Source organism: Paenacidovorax caeni (genome assembly GCF_001298675.1).
GTDB classification, from domain to species: Bacteria; Pseudomonadota; Gammaproteobacteria; order Burkholderiales; family Burkholderiaceae_C; genus Paenacidovorax; species Paenacidovorax caeni.
In genome coordinates, this window is the sequence record NZ_CYIG01000001.1 from 31,329 (window position 1) to 48,604 (window position 17,276).

The following is a 17,276-nucleotide window of genomic DNA, read 5'->3' on the forward strand; positions in this document are numbered from 1 at the left end:
GTTGCGGGTTCACCGCCCGGGCTTGCTGCTGTGAAGGCGGCAGGCCCTTTTTGTCAAACGGGGATCGGCTGGTCGCGGCCGCCCCAACCAGGAGTTACACCATGAAATTCGTCGCTTTTGAGCGCACCAAGCAGGGTACGGGTGCGAGCCGCCGTCTGCGCAACGCCGGCAAGACCACCGGTATCGTCTACGGCGGCACCGCCGAGCCCCAAGCCATCGAGCTGGACCACAACGCCCTGTGGCACGCCCTGAAGAAGGAAGCCTTCCACTCCAGCATCCTGGAAATGGAACTGGCCGGCCAAACCAGCAAGGTCGTGCTGCGCGACGTGCAGTACCACCCCTTCAAGCAGCTGGTGCTGCACGTTGACTTCCAGCGCGTGGACGACAAGACCAAGATCCACCTGAAGGTGCCACTGCACTTCGAAGGCGCTGAAAACTCGCAGGCCGTCAAGGTCGAAGGCTGCACGGTCACGCCGCTGCTGCACGAACTGGACGTGGTGTGCATGCCCTCGCAACTGCCCGAGTTCATCAAGGTGGACCTGAGCCAGCTGAACTCCAAGTCCACCCTGGGTGTGCAGTCGATCAAGCTGCCCAGCGGCGTGAAGGCCGTGCTGCGTGGTTCCAACAAGAACCCCGCACTGATCTCGATCAAGCTGCCCGAGGTGGTGGTCGACGCCGCTGCGGCTGCGGCTCCTGCTGCAGCACCCGCCAAGAAGGGCAAGAAGTAATCTCTTCCCCCCGCGGCTGCCAGCCAGCACGGCCTGGCAGCCCGCACCCGCCAGCGGCCCACCTTGTGTGGGCCGTTTGCTTTGGGACAATGCCACACCATGATCAAACTGTTTGTCGGACTGGGCAATCCGGGCCCCGAGTACGAGGCCACGCGCCACAACGCAGGCTTCTGGTGGATCGACGCGCTGGCGCGCGAGCTGGGCGCCACTCTGGTGCCCGAGCGCAGCTACTGGGGCCTGGTGGCACGCACCAACGTGCAGGGCGAAAGCCGCTGGCTGCTACAGCCGCAGACGTTCATGAACCTCTCGGGCAAATCGGTGGCGGCCCTGGCGCGCTTCTTCAAGATCCAGCCACACGAGATCCTGGTGGCGCATGACGAACTGGACTTCGCCCCCGGCCAGGTCAAGCTCAAGCGTGGCGGCAGCCACGGCGGGCACAACGGCCTGCGCGACATCCATGCCCAGCTCGGCTCGCCCGACTACTGGCGCCTGCGCATCGGCATCGGCCACCCGGGCGCGAAGGCCGAAGTGGTGCACTGGGTGCTGAAGAAGCCGGCCCCCGACCAGCGCGTGCTGATCGAAGACAGCATTGCCCACGCCCTGCAGGCCAAAGATGCGCTGCTGGCGGGTGACATGGAAAAGGCCACGCTGCAAATCCACACCACCAAGCCACCGCGGCCTAAGCCGCCGCGCCCCACCGGGCCGGATTGAACTATTCTTTTAATAGCTGCTAGCGCTTACCCTGTAAGGGCTAGAGGCCAAAAAGGCGCCCAATCACCCCGCCACACGCTGCAGCCGATGGAACTTCTGCCACAGCGTCTCACGGCTTTCCGTGTGCTGCGGATCGACGGGAATGCAGGCCACGGGGCAAATCTGCACGCACTGCGGCTCGTCGAAATGGCCGACGCATTCGGTGCATTTGTGCGGGTCGATGTCGTAGTGCAGCTCGCCCAGGGAGATGGCGTCGTTCGGGCACTCCGGCTCGCACACATCGCAGTTGATGCATTCGTCGGTAATCATCAGCGCCATGGCGTCTCCTGGCACGGGCTCTCAGGCTTCATAGGGGCGTCATTATCCCGCCGCGCAGCCGCCACCGGCCCGCGAATGGTTTTGCCGCTATCCTCGGGCCGCGCCACCCGCCCGCCCTGCCCGCCCTATGTCCCAGTTCTTCCTGCAACGCCTCGCCACCCTCATCGCCACGCTGGCCGTTGCCTCGCTGGTGGTCTTCGGGGTGCTGGAAGTGCTGCCCGGCAATGCCGCGCAAACGCTGCTCGGCCCCGATGCCGACCCCGAGGCCGTGGCAGCGCTGGCCGCCCAGCTGGGGCTTGACCAGCCGGCCTGGCAGCGCTACCTGCAGTGGGTGCACGGCCTGCTCACCGGCGCGCTGGGCGACAGCCACGCTTACGGCAGCCCGGTGGCGGAGCTGATTCTGGAGCGCCTGCAGCTCACCATACCGCTGGCGGTGCTGGCCATGCTGCTGGCGGCCGCGCTGGCGCTGGGCGCGGGCGTATACGCTGCGGCGCACCACCAGCGCCCCGGCGACTGGGGGCTGATGGGCCTGGCGCAGATCGGCATCGCCCTGCCCAACTTCTGGTTCGCCATCCTGCTCATCCTGCTGTTCGCGGTGCAGCTGCAGTGGTTCCCGGCGGGCGGCTTTCCCGGCTGGCGCGCCGAGGATGGCGGTGGCCTGTGGCCGGGGCTACACGCACTGGTGCTGCCCGCGCTCTCCCTGGCCGTGGTGCAGGGCGCGATCCTGGCGCGTGTCACACGCTCGGCCGTGCTCGACGTACTGCGCGAGGACTTCGTACGCACGGCACGCGCCAAAGGCCTGTCGCCGCGCGCCACCCTGTGGCGCCATGTGCTACGCAACGCGCTGGTGCCCGTGGTCACCGTCATGGGGCTGCAGTTCGCCAACCTGCTGGCGGGCACCATCGTGGTGGAGAACGTGTTCTACCTGCCCGGCCTGGGCCGTCTGGTCTTCCAGTCCATCGCCAACCGCGACCTGGCGGTGGTGCGCAACTGCGTCATGCTGTTGGCCGCGCTGGTGGTGGCGGTCAATTTCATCGTCGATGTGCTGACCGCGCTCATCGACCCGCGCATCGCTGAACGACATGACTGAGCGCCCCCTCCCCGCCCGCTGGCTGCGGCGCCTGCGTGGCCAGCCTTCGCTGCTGCTCGGCGGCCTGCTCACCCTGGTGCTGCTGGCCACGGCCACCGTGTCGCTGCTGTGGACGCCACCCGGCGCCTACGCCATCGCCATGGACGCGGCGCTCCAGCCCCCCTCGGCGGCCCACTGGCTGGGCACCGACGCCTATGGGCGCGACGTGGCGGCGCTGCTGCTGGCCGGCGCACGCAGCACGCTCACCGTCGGGGTGGTGGCCGTGGGCATCGGCCTGGGGGCAGGCATGGTGCTGGGGCTGCTGGCCGCCGCCCTGCGCGGCTGGGTGGACGAGCTGGTGATGCGGCTCGCCGACTTCACCTTCGCCTTTCCCGCCATCCTCTCGGCCATCATGCTGACGGCGGTGGCCGGGCCGGGCATGGTGAACGCCATCATCGCCATTGGCATCTTCAACATCCCGACCTTCGCGCGCGTCACACGCGCTGCGGCGCAGGGCGTGTGGGCACGCGACTACGTGCGCGCCGCACGCGCCTGCGGCAAGGGCCGCTGGCGCATCACCTGGGACCATGTGCTGCCCAACATCGCCCCGCTGCTGATCGTGCAGGCCACCATCCAGTTCGCCCTCGCCATCCTGGCCGAGGCAGCGCTGTCGTACCTGGGCCTGGGCACGCAGCCGCCAGAGCCCTCATGGGGCCGCATGCTGAGCGAGGCGCAGACGCTGATGTACCAGGCACCGCTGCTGGCCGTGTGGCCCGGCGCGGCCATTGCCCTGGCCGTGCTCGGACTGAACCTGCTGGGCGACGGCCTGCGCGACCTGCTCGATCCGCGCCTGGAGCGCTGACGCATGGTGTAAAAAGGCGGCCCGGCGCCGCGCACGGCGCCCTCCGAGCCCCCGCAGAAAGAACAACGCATGAAGTGGAACCGCCGATGCCTCCTGGCTGGCAGCACCCTGGCCGCCGCCGCTGCTACCACGGGCCTTGCGCCACTGGGCGCCTGGGCCCAGGGCAAGAAAGACACGCTGACGCTGGCCCTGGTGCTGGAGCCGCCCGGGCTGGACCCGACGGCGAGCGCGGCCTCGTCCATCGGCGAGGTGGTGCTCTACAACGTGTTCGAGACGCTCACCAAGATCAACCCCGACGGCAGCGTCTCGCCCCTGCTGGCCGAGAGCTGGGAGGTCTCGCCCGACCTCAAGACCTACACCTTCCGGCTGCGCCGCGGCGTGGCCTTCCACAACGGTGCGCCGTGCAACGCCGCCGCCGTGAAGTTCTCCTTAGAGCGCGCCGGCGGCGACAAGAGCACCAACAAAGACAAGCGCACCTTCGCCAACCTGCGCGTGCAGGTGGTCGATGAACACACCGTGGTGCTCATCAACCAGGACATCGAGCCCGACCTGCTGTTCCTGCTCGGCCAGGCCACCGCCATCATCGTCGAGCCCAAGAGCGCCGCCACCAACGCCACCAAGCCCGTGGGCACCGGCCCCTACCGGCTCGACCACTGGGCCAAGGGCGCCGCGCTCACGCTGGCACGCTGGGACGGCCACCGCAACGCGGGCAGCGCGCGCATTCGCCGTGCCACCTTCCGTTTCATTCCCGACCCGGCGGCGCAGGTCGCCGCGCTGCTGGCGGGCGACGTGGACGCCTTCCCGCGCGTGACGCCGCGCGGCGTCGAGCAGTTCAAGGCCAACCCGCGCTTCCAGGTCATCGTCAGCGGCTCGCGCGCCAAGACCATCCTGGCCATGAACAACGCGCGCAAGCCCCTGCAGGACGTGCGCGTGCGCCGCGCCATCGCCGCCGCCATCGACCGCAAGACCGTCATCCAGGCAGCGGCCGACGGCCTGGGCGTGCCCATCGGCAGCCACTACGTGCCGGGCGCCTTCGGCTACGTGGACACCACCGGCATCAACCCCTACGACCTGGACAAAGCGAAAAAGCTGATCGCCGAGGCCGGCGTCAAAACCCCGCTGCACCTCACCATGACGCTGCCGCCCGCGCCCTACGCACGCCAGGGCGGCGAGGTCATCGCCGCCGAGCTGGCCAAAATCGGCGTCACCGTGAAGCTGCAGAACGTGGAATGGGCACAGTGGCTCAGCGGCACCTACGGCGCGAAGAACTACGACCTGACGCTGATCTCGCACGTCGAGCCGTTCGACCTGGGCAACTTCGCCAAGCCGGGCTACTACTGGGGCTACCAGTCGGAGCGCTTCAACGCGCTGTTCGAGAAGATCCAGAACACCGCGCGCCCGGCTGACCGCGCCCGCCTGCTGGGCGACGCCCAGCGCCTGCTGGCCGAGGACTGCGTGCACGCCTTCCTGTACCAGCCGCAATGGGTCACCGTCGCGGCCAAGAACCTGCGCGGGCTGTGGAAAGACATGCCGGTGTTCGTGAACGACCTGTCGGCGCTGTCATGGGGGTGAGGCGCAGCGCTGGTCTGCTCTCTTTTCAATAGCTTCCAGCGCTTGTCACGCCTTGGTTTACGAGTAAAAATTTTCGCAACCCAAGGTATGCAAAGCGCCAGCAGCTATCAACCCTATAGCACCGCTAGCACCATTAGCGCTGCACTGTCGCCAGCCGCACCGCCAACCCCAGGAACACCAGCCCGGCCAGTCGGTTGAGCACCCACTGCGCGCGCGCCGAGCGCTGCAGCAGTGTGCCGAAGACGCCCGAAAAGCAGGCGATGGCGCCAAACACCAGCAGCGTGGCGAGCATGAACACGCAGCCCAGCACCATGATCTGCGCGGCCACGCCACCGCGCGCCGGGTCGGCGAACTGCGGCAGGAAGGCCAGGAAGAACACCAGCACCTTGGGGTTCGTCAGGTTCATCACCACGCCGCGCCCCACCATGCGCCAGGCGCTGTAGCCCGTCCCGCCCGCAGCCGGGGCGGCCGCGCCACCGCTGCCCACCGGAGCGCGCAGCGCACCCCAGGCCAGCCAGGCCAGGTAGGCCGCACCCACGAACTTGAGCAGCGTGAACGCCAGCGCCGACGCGGCGAACACCGCCGCCAGCCCCAGCGCCACCGCCGTGGTGTGCACCACCAGGCCACCGCACAGGCCCAGCACCACGCACATGCCGGCGCGCCAGCCACGCTGTGCGGACTGCATGAGCACGAAGAGGTTGTCCGGCCCAGGCGAGAGGCCCAGCAGGACAGAGACACCGAAAAACGCAACCAGGGTTTCGATCGAAGGCATGGGGAGCGGCAAACAGGCAACAGGGCAAAGCGGCATTGTCACCGCATGGGAATCACGTACACCCGCTTGCGTGGCTGGCACCCGGGGCCGTCGAAGGGGCCGCTGTCGCGCTCCCAGCCCTCGCCCGGCGAGACCTGGGCGCAGGTGCGCGCGCCGTCAATCTTGCTGCGCCACCAGTACCAGGGCGCGGGCGCGGCCTGCGCCGTGCCCCAGGCCATGAGGGCCAGCAGCGCCAGCGCGCGGGCCCGGGCAAAGCAGCGGCGCGAGGAAGCGGGAACAGGCGTCATGGCAGCATCTTCGCATCGACCGAGCGCAGGAAGGCCTCCACCGCCTCGGTGTAGGGGCCCTCACGCCCCAGGCTGGCGTTGATCTCACCGTGCGTGAGATCCTGCCCCAGCACCTGCACACGCATGCCCAGGCTGCGGGCCTGCGCCACAAAGCCCTCGGCCTGGGCGCACGCCGCGCGGCGCCGCGTGGAGCACACGGCCAGCAGCGGCGCGCCTGCCTGGCGCAGCTGCTGCACGGGCGACACGGGCGCCCACTGCGCCGGGTCGCTGCCAAAGGCGGCGTCGTACAGGCGCAGGTGGGGCCGGCGCATGGTCTCGGCCACGTCGTACACGGCGCTGTCCAGCGCCACCGTGGCGCGCACGGGCACGGCACCCTGGGCCTGCCACAGCGCGGGCGCGGCGGCGAGCAGCGCCACCAGGTGTGCCCCGGCCGAATGCCCCATGGCCACGAAGCGCCCGGGCACCGCACCCCATTGCGGCGCCAGGCGCTGCGCCTGGGCCAGGGCACGCGCCACATCGCGCGCCTGCTCCAGCGGCGCGGCCTCGGGCAGCAGGCGGTAGTTGACCGACACCAGCACCACGCCCTGCGGCACCCAGCGGGCCACCTTGTTGTGCACCACGTTGGCGTGGGCCTTGTCGCCCATACGCCAGGCCCCTCCGTGCACCATGAACAGCACGGGCGCATCGTGCGCATGCGGCGGCAGGTACACGTCCATGCGCTGGCGCGGATGCGGGCCGTAGGGCTGGTCGCGCAGCACGCGCACCGACGCGGGCAGGGGCGCGGACGCCACGGCCGCGTCCATGCCATCGTCGTCGTCCAGGGCCGCGCGCAGCGGCCCCGCGTGCGCCGCCAGGCCTGCGCCGCAGGCCGCCACAAGCAGGGCCCGAGCGGCCGCCCTGCGGATCAGAAATGAAATGAATGCCATACCCGTGCAGTGGATTCAGAAGACCCACGCATTGTGCGACGCGCCGATGGCCCCCGTGCGCCCGGGCAACGCTCTCAAAAAAGGAGCTGCCAGCGCTTTACCGGCATTGCTTTATCAGCAATTTATTCACCAATGCCATACCAGAAAAGCGCTGGCAGCTCTCATTTTGAAAGCACACTCAGCGCCCATGCCATGGCAGCAGCCAGCGCTCCAGGCGGCGCAGCAGGGCGTCGAGCAGCAGCGCAATGGTGCCGATGACGAAGATGCCCATGACCACGATGTCGGTGCGCAGAAAGTTGGAGGCGTTGAGCACCATCTGCCCCAGACCCTGCGTGGCGGCCACCATCTCGGCAGCGACCAGCGTGGTCCAGGCAAAGCCCATGGCAATGCGCAGGCCCACCAGGATGTCGGGCAGCGCCGCCGGCACGATGGCGTGGCGCAGCAGCTGCCAGCGCGTGGCGCCGAGCGAGCGCAGCGCGTTCACCTGCTCGGCGCTGGCGTTGCGCGTGCCGGCGCGCGCTGCCAGCGCCATGGGGGCGAAGCAGGCCAGGTAGATGAGCAGCCACTTCGCCGCCTCGTCGATACCCAGCCAGATCACCACCAGCGGCAGGTAGGCCAGCGGCGGCAGCGGGCGGTAGAACTCCAGCAGCGGGTCGAACACGGCCTGCGCCCAGCGGTTCACGCCCATGGCAATGCCCACCGGCACCGCCGTGAGTACCGCCAGCGCGAACGCGCCGAACACACGCAGGCAGCTCCACTGCGCATGCACCCACAGCGCGTCGCCGCCCTGGATGTCGCCGCGCCAGGCCTGAGCCAAGGCGTTCAGCGCCGCCTCGGGCGCGGGCAGAAACAGCGGTGGCACCCACTGCAGCGCGGTGGCCAGCCACCACAGCGCCAGCCAGCCGGCCACGCACAGCAGGCTCCACAGGCGCGGCGTGCGCGGGCGGTGTGCGCGGAAAGGCGCCACGACCGGCAGCGCCGCGGGGGGTGGCGCAGCCTCCGGCGGGCACGCGTCGGGAAGGGCCACATCCATGGCAAACAATGGCTCTCTGGCCCTGAGGGGATAAGTGCTGGCAGCTCTCATTGCGATCGTCGGTGATGCTGGCTCACGCGGGAACCAGCGAGGCTTCGGAGATGGCGGCCATGAGCTGCTCGCGCATGGCGATGAAGTCGGGCAGCGACTTGACGGCGCGCGCCGGCGCGCCGGCCAGGTAGCGGCGCCCGAAATCGACCACCAGGCTTTCGGTGATGCGCCCGGGGCGTGGGCTCATGACGATGATGCGCGAGGCCAGGAACAGCGCTTCCTCCACGTCGTGGGTGATGAAAAACACCGTGCGCTGCACGGCGCGCGGCGCGGCCCACAGTCGCAGCACCAGTTCCTGCAGCGCCTCGCGCGTGAACACGTCGAGCGCGCCCATGGGCTCGTCCATCAGCAGCAGGTCGGCATCGCCCGCCAGTGCACGCGCAATGCCCACGCGCTGCTGCATGCCGCCCGAGAGCTGCCACGGGTAGGCCTGGGCCCGCTCGGCCAGGCCCACGCGGGCGAGCTGCTCCAGCGCAATGCGCTGGCGCTCGGCGCGCCCCAGGCCGCGCAGGCGCAGGCCCAGGGCCACGTTGTCCAGCACGTTGAGCCAGGGCATGAGGGCGTGCTTTTGGAACACCACGCCGCGCTCGGCGCCCGCATCACGCACGGGCGCGCCGTTCCAGGCGATCTGCCCGGCCGACGGTGCGGTGAAGCCGGCGATGGTGTTCAGCAGCGTGGTCTTGCCGCAGCCCGAGGCGCCCACGGCGACGACGAACTCGCCCGGGGCGATGTCCAGATCCACGCCATGCAGCGCCAGGGCGCGGGGGTCGGCCGGCGCGCCTTCGTAGCGCACCGACAGGCCGCGCACCACCAGCCCCTGCGCACCCTCATTGGCCAGCGGCATGGCGCACCCAGGTGTCGTTCACGCCCACCGCGTAGTCGGGCAGCACCTGCTGCACCGCGCCCTGCGCCTGCAGGAACTGCGCCGTGGCCGCGAGCGACTGTGCTACCACCGACTGCTTGCCGCCGCCCAGCCAGCGCACGCTGGCCTGCTCGGCCGGGGGAATGAAGGCGTAGAGCTTGAGGCTGTCGGGTACGCTGGCGGCCTCGGCGCCCGACCACTTGGCGATGGCCTTGACTTCGGCGGAGTCGGCAGTCCAGGCAGCGGGGTTGCGCGTGTAGCGCTGGTCGGCCTCGGCCAGCACCTTGACGAAGCGTGTGAGGAACTCGCCGTGCGCCTGCGCGAAATCGGTGCGCACGGCCAGCGCGTCAAACGTGGCCTTGCCGGTCTGCGCGGCGATCTCGCCCGAGGTGGTCAGCACCTGGCCGCTTTGCTTGATCTTGGCCAGCACCGGGTCCCAGACAAAGGCGGCGTCGATGTCGCCACGCTCCCAGGCGGCCAGGATTTCTGGCGGGCGCAGGTTGAGAATCTTCACGTCCTTGGCCTGCACGCCTGCAGCCTGCAGTGCCACCAGGGCATGGAAGTGGCTGGTAGAGACGTAGGGGATGCCGATTTTCTTGCCCTTCAGGTCGGCCAGTTGCCGCGCCCCGCTGCCGTTGCGCGCCACCAGCGCCTCGGCGTGGTGGATGTTGTCGGCCACCCAGAACACCTGGATCGGCACGCCCTGCGACAGCGCTGCGGCAAACGGCGCCGAGCCCGCCTCGCCGATCTGGATGGCACCACTGGCCAGCGCGCGCGTCACCTCGGCGCCACTGCCGAGCTTGCGGTAGCTCACCTTGTAGCCGGTGGCTTTTTCCACCGCCTGGGTCTCTTGCGCATAGCGCCAGGGCAGCACCATGTCCTGGTAGCCGATGACCACTTCCTTGGGCGCACCTTGCGCCTGGGCCAGCGGCAAGCCGGCGCCCCACACGGTGGCAGCGGCAGCCAGTGCCAGGGTGAAGCGGCGGGAGCGGCGGGAGCGGGAAATGCGGCGAAGGGTTTGCATGGTTCTTCTGAAAGCAAGGGAAAGAGGCTTTCAGTCTAGAAACAAGCGCGCGCTTTGCATGCGCCCGATTCGCATGAGCACATGCGCAAAACGCGCAACGCGGAAGCACGCGCGGCGATGCGGCAGCTGGAATCACCTGAAAAATAAGCCAAAAAGGCGTTTTACCCTGACCCAGAAAGCGCTAACAGCTATCAATTCAGAAGCAAACGCCTACCCCAGTGCCAGCGCCACCACCCCTGCGGCGATGAGCACCGCCCCCGCCAGCCGCGCCAGGCGGTCACCCTCGTTCAGCAAATGCCCGCCAAGCAACGCCGCGAACAGCATCGACACCTCGCGCGCAGGCGCCACATGCGACATGGGCGCCTCGCGCATGGCGAACAGCACCAGGACGTAGGCCACGGGGCTCACCACCGCCACCAGCAAGGCAAAGCGCCACTGCACCACCCACAGGCTGCGCGCCGTGGGCAGGTCGCGCAGCACGGTGGGCGCCAGCACCGCCACGCGCACGAAGTTGCCCATGTAGTCCACCAGGATGGGTGACATCAACAGCACCTTGACGGCGTAGCCGTCCACCACGGTGTAGGCAGCGATGAAGGCGCCGGTGAGCAGGCCGTAGCCCATGCCAGCGTGCACCCGGGCACGCGCGGCCGGATCGTGCGTGGCGCGCAGCAGCGCTGGCCCGCCCGCGATCAGAAACACGCCCCCCACCACGCCGGCAATGCCCAGCGCGCCGAGCCAGGACAGCTGCTCGCCCAGCAGCGTGATGGCGACGAACGACGACAGCAGCGGCCCCGAGCCGCGCGCCAGCGGGTAGACCACGGTGAGGTCGGCGCGGCGGTAGCCGCGCAGCAGGATCACGTAGTACAGCACGTGCAGCAGGCCGCTGGCGACGATGAAGGCCCACTCGCGCGCGCCCCACAGCGGCACGGCATCGCGCCCCAACCACCAACCCAGGGGCGCCCACACCACCATCATCAGCACCGCGGTGAAGAAGGCAAAGCGCGCATCGCCCCCCGCCTTCTTGGCGGCAATGTTCCAGCCAGCATGGATGAGGCCGGCCAGGATGATGAGGGCGAAGGCGTCAAGGGCCATGGCAAAAAGCAAAGGCCGCAGCGGCGCGGGGCCGGCTGCGGCTGCAGGGCGTGTTCAGCGAAGGGGACGCAGGGAAATCAGGCCCGGCCGATGACGCTGGCGGTGGCCATGAGCTCCTCGAGCAGCGCAAACGACACCTTGCCGGAGGCGGCGTAGGGGTCGAATTCGGGGCGCTCGGAGTACTTGAGCACGATGGAGTGGTTGAGCTTGGCCAGGTTGACCTGGCCCATGGTCCAGCCGCCGAAGCGGCGCTCGCAGATTTCCTCGAAGGCGAGCAGTTCCACGTCCTTGTGGCGCGCGTCGCGCTGGATGTGGCCGTACAGCGCGCTCACGGCCGATCGGCCGCCTTCGATGGCCTGCAGGAAGATGCCGCCGCCGTAGCACAGCACGCCAGTGATGCCACTGGCCGGGTTGTGCAGGCGCGACTGGGTGAGGATGGCTTCGATGGCGGCAGGCGACGTATCGACGGCGCGGCTGACGTAAAGCAGGCGAACCAGCATGGCTTTCAGGTCCTTCCGGGAATGAGCGACAGGAACTCGCGGCGCAGTGTCGGGTTGGTGAGAAACACGCCACGCATCACGGAATTGATCATCTTGCTGTCCATCTCGCGCACGCCGCGCCAGGACATGCAGAAGTGGCTGGCCTCCATGACCACGGCCAGGCCGTCGGGCTGGGTTTTCTCCATGATGAGGTCGGCCAGCTGCACCACCGCTTCCTCCTGGATCTGCGGACGGCCCATGACCCAATCCACCAGGCGCGCGTACTTGGACAGGCCAATGACGTTGGTGTGCTCGTTGGGCATCACACCGATCCAGATCTTGCCGATGACGGGGCAGAAATGGTGGCTGCAGGCGCTGCGCACGGTGATCGGGCCGACGATCATCAGCTCGTTGAGGTGCTCGGCGTTGGGGAACTCGGTGATCGTCGGGGCGTTGACGTAGCGGCCCTTGAACACCTCGCCCAGGTACATCTTGGCCACGCGCCGTGCCGTGCTCTGCGTGTTGTGGTCGCCCTCGGTATCGATGACCAGGCTGTCGAGCACGCCTTGCATCTTGGCCTCGACCTCGTCGAGCAACGCCTCCAGCTCACCGGGGTTGATGAACTCGGCAATGTTGTCGTTGGCGTGAAAGCGCTTGCGCGCCGCCTGCAGGCGCTCGCGGATCTTGACGGAGACGGGAACGCCTTCGTCCGGCGCCGGGGAGGGAGGATCAAAAGACATGGCGGCATGGTACCAGCGAATGCCAGACTTGGCTTTTTAGGCGTTTTAGGGCACTAACGCCCATGGAGCAAGCGCTACAAGCTACAAAATAAGGAGCAAAACAGACCCATCCGACGCCTGCGCAGCGCCCCTGTGTATGCTGTGCCTCCCCAACAATAACCACGAAAGAGGGCGGGCCATGCGCAACCCAGAGGGAGAGACCGCCACCAATGCACCCAACCACCGTTTCTGGCAATCGCTAGGGGCAGGCTTGCTGCTGCTGGCCTGTCTCTGCGTGGGCCTCGCCCTGTGGAGCAGCCAGCGCCAGGCGGCCATCCAAGGCCCGTGGGGCTTGGCCGTATTGCCGGGAAACCACGTCTGGCTGAGTGTGAACGACGCGCTTTGGCGGCTTGACGCACAAGGGCAGCGCCAGCAGGTCGTTCCTGCGGCACAGGCAGGGCTTGCGGGCAGCGCAGGCATTCTGGCGGCGCACCCCGAGGGGCACCTGGTGGCCTGGTCACGGCACAGTCCTGTGCTGCATGTGCTGTCCGCCACCGATGCGCGCCCCCTGCACACCCTCACGCCCGCCTGGCCCGCAGCGCTGCAGCGCCATGGGGACAACGCCATCCGCTTCGCATTCGCGCCCGATGGCCGCGTGGCCATTGCCACCGGTGGCGGCCATGCCGTGGCCTTGTTCGGCCCGCAAGGCCAGCACCTGGGCACCACGCCCGAGGACACGTACCGCTTCACCAACGGGCTGTGGTGGGAGGACGGCCACTGGTGGACCACGGATACCAACCGTCCCGCCCTGGTGCGCCTGGACGACGCGCACCTGGCGCCCGTGCAGCGCATAGAGCTGTTGCAGCAACAAGGGCGCTGGCGTTTCGTGGAAGATGCCATTGCGCCCTACCGCCCGCCAGGCGCCACCGCGACACCCGCCGGCACCCTGGTGCGGCTCGATGGCGGCATGCAAGCGGGCCATGTCGTCGATGTCTGGCCTGACGGCCGGCAAACCCCCTACCCCCTGCCACCCGGGTCATCGGCCCTGGAGCCGCGCGCGTTGGCACGCCTGAACGCCGACTTGCTGGTCGTTGATGGCGCCAGCTTCCGCATCTTGCGGTACGGACCCGATCGCCAATGGCTGGGCGAATGGGGCGATGACGGCGTGCGCGCCACGCTGCAGGCACAGCAGGCGGCCATTGGCTGGTGGCGGGCCGGGTACTACGCCAGCCTGGCAGGCGCCGTGCTGTGGTTTGTGCTCGGACTGGCCTGTGCGCTGCGCGCCCAGAAGATCCAGGCCCAGGCCCAACTGCGCGCGCACCGGCCTGATCTGGCACAGCGCCCCTGCGACACCCTGGGCATTGCGGGCCAGGCGCTCCCCACCCCTTGGCAGCAGGCACGCCTGCTGCTGCGGCTGAATCTGCCCTTCCTGCCCTGGATATTGCTTGCCTTGCTCCTGCCACGCGCCTTGCGCGACCTGCTCCCCCTGCTGCTGGCGAGCCAACCGGGGCGTATCGCACTGGCCGTGCTACTGCCGGTGCTGATGCTCCCGATCCTGGTGTGGCTGCTGCGTGACGCTTCACGGCGCAGCCAGACAGACCCTGCGTTCGAGCCCCTGGTCAACCTGCGCGCCCTGCGTCTGCTGGCCCGGCCCGGGCTTTTCTGGCCCCATAGCCAGGCTGGCGAGATGCCACGCGAGACGTTGGTCCTGGGGCTGCGCTGGGTGGTGCTGACGAACCAGCGCCTGCTGGTTTTCAAGGCCAATGCACGCGATGCGCGGCTGAACCTGGCCTGCCCGCGCGGCACCATCCGCAAGGCCCGCGCTGTCGCGCTGCGGCACGGGCCACGCTGGTACCACCGGGTCCAGGGATGGCTTGTGCCTGGCGCGGTGTACCTGCGGCTGGTACTCGCCGATGGCCGCACGGTCGAGGGAACGGCATCCTGCGCCCAGACAGCACACCGCATCGTCGCCCTGGTGCGCAATGTGCCCGCACCCGCAGCCCCATCCGGCACGCAGCCCACCACGCCAGCAGACCGGCGGCGTGCACTCCGGGACGCCCTGGTGTCCTTCGTTGTGCCAGGCGTGGGGCAATACCTCCAGCGCCGGCGCGGCACAGCGCTGGTGGTTTTCACCATCTGGGGGGCACTGCTGCTGCCTGGCGCCTATGTGGCATGGGCGGCCTGGTGGCCTGCGAAGGACGTGTCTTTGCCTTGCGCCTGCAGCTGGCGCTCACGCTGCTGACCATCCACCTGCTGGCGGCGTGGGATGCGTGGCGGCTGGCGCCTGCGCCGAAAAGCGGCCCATAGCAGTCAATAGCAGTCAATAGCGGTTGCCCGTCACCCACAGCGCCGCCCGCATGAGCGCATGGGCCACCTGGTCGAGCACGCGCTCGCGCCAGGGGCGCTGCTCGAACTGCTGCGCCCCTACCCGCCGCCCCGCCGTGTGCATGGCATGGCGCAGGCGCTGGCGCAACTCGCTGGCGAAGTCCTTGTCGCGCACCACCACGTTGGCCTCGCGGGCCAGCAGCAGCGACAGCGGGTCCAGGTTGCTGGACCCTACCGTGGCCCAGGGGCGGCGCCCGTGGGCGTCAATCACGGCCACCTTGGCGTGCAGGAAGCTGGGCTCGTACTCGTGGATCTCAACCCCTGCGCGCAGCAGCGCGCCGTACACAGGGCGCGCCGCGTGGTACTGCATGAAGTATTCATAGCGCCCTTGCAGCAGCAGCTGCACGCGTACACCGCGCCGCGCCGCCAGCACCAACGCGCGGCGCAGCTTGCCACCGGGCAGGAAGTAGGCGTTGGCGATGATGATCTCGTGCTGCGCGCTGGCGATGGCGCGGCGGTAGGCCTGCTCGATGCGGCTGCGGTTGCGCAGGTTGTCACGCAGCAGCAGCGCGGCGCGCATGCCCAGGCCACGCTGCCGCGGGGGGGAACCAACGCCTGCCTCGCGCAGCGCGTGCACGGCTTCGGGCAGGTGGTACTGGCGCACATCACGCACCGCCTGGATGCGCCACCACAGCTGCTCCATGGTGGCCTGCGCCTGCGCCACCAGGGCGCCTTCGGCGCGCACGGCAAAGTCAAAGCGTGGGGCTTGCAGCGTGCCGAAGTTCGGGTCGTGGTAGTCGTCCAGCACGTTGATGCCGCCGCAGAACAGCACCTGTCCGTCGACCACGCACAGCTTGCGGTGCAGGCGCCGCCAGCGCATGGGCAGCAGCAGCCCCAGCGGCCCCAGCGGCGAGTACACGCGCACGTGCACGCCAGCCGTGCGCAAGCGCTCGTACCACGGCGCAGGCAAACGCCCCGTCCCCACGCCATCGACCACCAGCTGTGTGCGCACACCGCGCTGCGCAGCGCGCATCAGGGCTTCGGCCACCTCCGCGCCAGCGCCGGTGGTGTCGAAGATGTAGGTCTCGAACAGCACTGTGTGGCGGGCGCCGTCCATGGCCTGGGCCAGCGCCGGGAACAGCTCCGCCGCGCCTTGCAGCAACTGGACGCGGTGGCCGGCTCGGAACTGGGGGGTGGTGCGCTTCACACAGGAAAGCTTACCAACGGAATTCGGCAATCAGCGGCAGGTGATCGGACATGCGCCACCAGATGCGCCCGCGTGGCGCGTACAGGCCCAGCGGCGTCAGGCCGCGCACGTAAACGTGGTCGAGCTGGGTGATGGGCAGCCGCGCGGGGTAGGTGAACGCACGGTGCTCTTCATACTCGTGCAGGCCGAAGCCGCGCAGCATGCGCTGGATGCGCGAGCCCCAGTCGTTGAAGTCGCCCGCCACCACCAGCGGTGCGCGCACTGGCACTTCGCGCTCGATGAAGCGCTGCAGCTGGTGGATCTGGCGCACGCGGCTGCCAGGCACCAGCCCCAGGTGGACCACGATGACGTGCACCGGGCGGCCCTGGAACATCACTTCAACGTGCAGCAGGCCACGCTGTTCGAAGCGGTGGTCTGAGATGTCCTCGTGCTGGTGCCCGAGCACGGGCCAGCGCGTGAGCAGCGCGTTGCCATGCTCACCGTGGCGCGTGTAGGCGTTGGTGCGGTACACCGCCTCGTAGCCCTCGGGGGCCAGGTACTCGGCTTGGGGTACGGCGGGCCAGCGGTCGAAGTAATGCTGCTCCTTGCGGTTGAGGCGGCGCACTTCCTGCAGGCAGACGATATCGGCATCGAGTTGTTCCACCGCCAGCCCCAGGTTGTGGATCTCCAGCCGCCGCGCCGGCCCCAGTCCCTGCACCCCCTTGTGGATGTTGTAGGTGGCCACGCGCAGGATGTCGGAGGATTCGGGGCGCTGGAGCGTGAGTGCAGGGGTCATGGGGTGATCATTCGTGGCAACAACAAAATCGCCTCGGCGTTGGAGGGCGAGGTGCAGCAGTCAGCCGCCTCGCGCCAACCCATCCAAGCATATGCCGTGTGTTCGCGGGGATTCAAGGCCACGGCCTGCGGTGCGGGCACTTGCAGGCCGAACACCCGCTCGGTGTTGTGCCACACCCCGGGGGCGTAACGGTGCTGCCAATGGGGGTAGATGGTGTAGACGTTCTCCAGCCCCCAATCGCGCAGCACGCAGCCCGGGGCGTGCGGGTCAAGGCCGGTTTCTTCGCGCACCTCACGCACCGCCGTGACGGCATAGGGCTCGTGCAGTGCATCCTTGCTGCCGGTGACCGACTGCCAGAACGGCTCGACCGAATCGGCACGGCGGATCAGCAGCACGTCGAGCCCGGGGGTATGCACCACCACCAGCACCGATTCCGGGATCTTGTACATGGCGGGATGTCCGGG

General features: G+C 68.9%; 19 protein-coding genes. 6 read left to right on the top strand and 13 right to left on the bottom strand.

The genetic code is table 11. The features are described from left to right. Nucleotides 1-101 precede the first annotated feature (101 nt). Together BN2503_RS00175 and pth are read left to right on the top strand one after the other, a co-directional pair. Complete coding sequence (locus BN2503_RS00175) at nucleotides 102-728, top strand: 50S ribosomal protein L25/general stress protein Ctc (protein ID WP_054254620.1); 627 nt, start codon at nucleotides 102-104, stop codon at nucleotides 726-728. Between the two features lie 99 nt (nucleotides 729-827). Further along, complete coding sequence (pth, locus tag BN2503_RS00180; protein WP_054254621.1) at nucleotides 828-1,439, top strand: aminoacyl-tRNA hydrolase; 612 nt, start codon at nucleotides 828-830, stop codon at nucleotides 1,437-1,439. Between the two features lie 63 nt (nucleotides 1,440-1,502). Here the strand turns inward: pth and BN2503_RS00185 are convergent, their stop codons facing one another. Next, the gene (locus tag BN2503_RS00185; protein WP_054254622.1) at nucleotides 1,503-1,757 is read right to left on the bottom strand and encodes a YfhL family 4Fe-4S dicluster ferredoxin; all 255 of its coding nucleotides are present in this window, start codon (nucleotides 1,755-1,757) and stop codon (nucleotides 1,503-1,505) included. A gap of 127 nt (nucleotides 1,758-1,884) precedes the next feature. Between BN2503_RS00185 and BN2503_RS00190 the strand changes: the two genes are divergently transcribed. The 3 genes from BN2503_RS00190 to BN2503_RS00200 all read left to right on the top strand — a co-directional run bounded on the left by BN2503_RS00190 (nucleotide 1,885) and on the right by BN2503_RS00200 (nucleotide 5,260). Next, nucleotides 1,885-2,847 carry an ABC transporter permease gene (locus tag BN2503_RS00190; protein WP_054254623.1) on the top strand — a complete coding sequence of 321 codons (963 nt, stop codon included), beginning with the start codon at nucleotides 1,885-1,887 and terminating at the stop codon, nucleotides 2,845-2,847. Further along, complete coding sequence (locus BN2503_RS00195) at nucleotides 2,840-3,688, top strand: ABC transporter permease (RefSeq protein ID WP_054254624.1); 849 nt, start codon at nucleotides 2,840-2,842, stop codon at nucleotides 3,686-3,688. The genes BN2503_RS00190 and BN2503_RS00195 overlap by 8 nt, the downstream gene beginning before the upstream one ends. Before the next feature lie 69 nt (nucleotides 3,689-3,757). Then, entirely contained in the window at nucleotides 3,758-5,260 is a 1,503-nt protein-coding gene (locus BN2503_RS00200) for an ABC transporter substrate-binding protein (protein ID WP_054254625.1), read from the top strand. Nucleotides 5,261-5,393: 133 nt separating this feature from the next. On the opposite strand, the gene BN2503_RS00205 is transcribed toward BN2503_RS00200, so the two are convergent. The 9 genes from BN2503_RS00205 to folE form a co-directional block, all read right to left on the bottom strand. Continuing rightward, entirely contained in the window at nucleotides 5,394-6,032 is a 639-nt protein-coding gene (locus BN2503_RS00205; protein ID WP_054254626.1) for a LysE family translocator, read from the bottom strand. A gap of 38 nt (nucleotides 6,033-6,070) precedes the next feature. After that, nucleotides 6,071-6,319: a hypothetical protein gene (locus BN2503_RS00210; RefSeq protein ID WP_054254627.1), complete on the bottom strand. Its 249-nt coding sequence runs from the start codon at nucleotides 6,317-6,319 to the stop codon at nucleotides 6,071-6,073. Then, on the bottom strand, nucleotides 6,316-7,245 hold the full coding sequence (locus tag BN2503_RS00215; RefSeq protein WP_082366450.1) for an alpha/beta hydrolase fold domain-containing protein: 930 nt from the start codon (nucleotides 7,243-7,245) through the stop codon (nucleotides 6,316-6,318). The genes BN2503_RS00210 and BN2503_RS00215 overlap by 4 nt, the downstream gene beginning before the upstream one ends. A gap of 178 nt (nucleotides 7,246-7,423) precedes the next feature. Continuing rightward, entirely contained in the window at nucleotides 7,424-8,278 is an 855-nt protein-coding gene (locus tag BN2503_RS00220; RefSeq protein WP_054254628.1) for an ABC transporter permease subunit, read from the bottom strand. Between the two features lie 73 nt (nucleotides 8,279-8,351). Continuing rightward, on the bottom strand, nucleotides 8,352-9,173 hold the full coding sequence (locus BN2503_RS00225) for a taurine ABC transporter ATP-binding protein (protein ID WP_054254629.1): 822 nt from the start codon (nucleotides 9,171-9,173) through the stop codon (nucleotides 8,352-8,354). Next, nucleotides 9,157-10,197: a taurine ABC transporter substrate-binding protein gene (tauA, locus tag BN2503_RS00230; RefSeq protein ID WP_054254757.1), complete on the bottom strand. Its 1,041-nt coding sequence runs from the start codon at nucleotides 10,195-10,197 to the stop codon at nucleotides 9,157-9,159. The genes BN2503_RS00225 and tauA overlap by 17 nt, the downstream gene beginning before the upstream one ends. Before the next feature lie 228 nt (nucleotides 10,198-10,425). After that, nucleotides 10,426-11,307 carry an EamA family transporter gene (locus tag BN2503_RS00235; RefSeq protein WP_054254630.1) on the bottom strand — a complete coding sequence of 294 codons (882 nt, stop codon included), beginning with the start codon at nucleotides 11,305-11,307 and terminating at the stop codon, nucleotides 10,426-10,428. A 77-nt stretch (nucleotides 11,308-11,384) separates the two neighbouring features. Then, on the bottom strand, nucleotides 11,385-11,807 hold the full coding sequence (locus BN2503_RS00240) for a BLUF domain-containing protein (RefSeq protein ID WP_054254631.1): 423 nt from the start codon (nucleotides 11,805-11,807) through the stop codon (nucleotides 11,385-11,387). A gap of 5 nt (nucleotides 11,808-11,812) precedes the next feature. Further along, nucleotides 11,813-12,526, bottom strand: coding sequence for a GTP cyclohydrolase I (folE, locus tag BN2503_RS00245; RefSeq protein ID WP_054254632.1), 714 nt, complete (start codon nucleotides 12,524-12,526; stop codon nucleotides 11,813-11,815). A 178-nt stretch (nucleotides 12,527-12,704) separates the two neighbouring features. Here folE and BN2503_RS00250 point away from each other — a divergent pair, with 178 nt between their 5' ends. Further along, nucleotides 12,705-14,747, top strand: a complete 2,043-nt coding sequence (locus tag BN2503_RS00250) for a hypothetical protein (protein WP_074930059.1) — start codon at nucleotides 12,705-12,707, stop codon at nucleotides 14,745-14,747. Between the two features lie 78 nt (nucleotides 14,748-14,825). Here BN2503_RS00250 and clsB read toward each other — a convergent pair whose 3' ends face one another. From clsB to nudB, 3 genes are read right to left on the bottom strand one after another with little or no spacing between them, the layout of a single operon-like run. After that, nucleotides 14,826-16,037: a cardiolipin synthase ClsB gene (gene clsB, locus BN2503_RS00255; protein WP_054254634.1), complete on the bottom strand. Its 1,212-nt coding sequence runs from the start codon at nucleotides 16,035-16,037 to the stop codon at nucleotides 14,826-14,828. 10 nt (nucleotides 16,038-16,047) lie between these two features. Further along, nucleotides 16,048-16,812: an endonuclease/exonuclease/phosphatase family protein gene (locus BN2503_RS00260; RefSeq protein WP_054254635.1), complete on the bottom strand. Its 765-nt coding sequence runs from the start codon at nucleotides 16,810-16,812 to the stop codon at nucleotides 16,048-16,050. Next, nucleotides 16,809-17,261 (bottom strand): dihydroneopterin triphosphate diphosphatase, encoded by a 453-nt coding sequence (gene nudB, locus BN2503_RS00265; RefSeq protein ID WP_054254636.1) that lies wholly within the window; start codon nucleotides 17,259-17,261, stop codon nucleotides 16,809-16,811. The genes BN2503_RS00260 and nudB overlap by 4 nt, the downstream gene beginning before the upstream one ends. Between the last annotated feature and the right edge of the window lie 15 nt (nucleotides 17,262-17,276).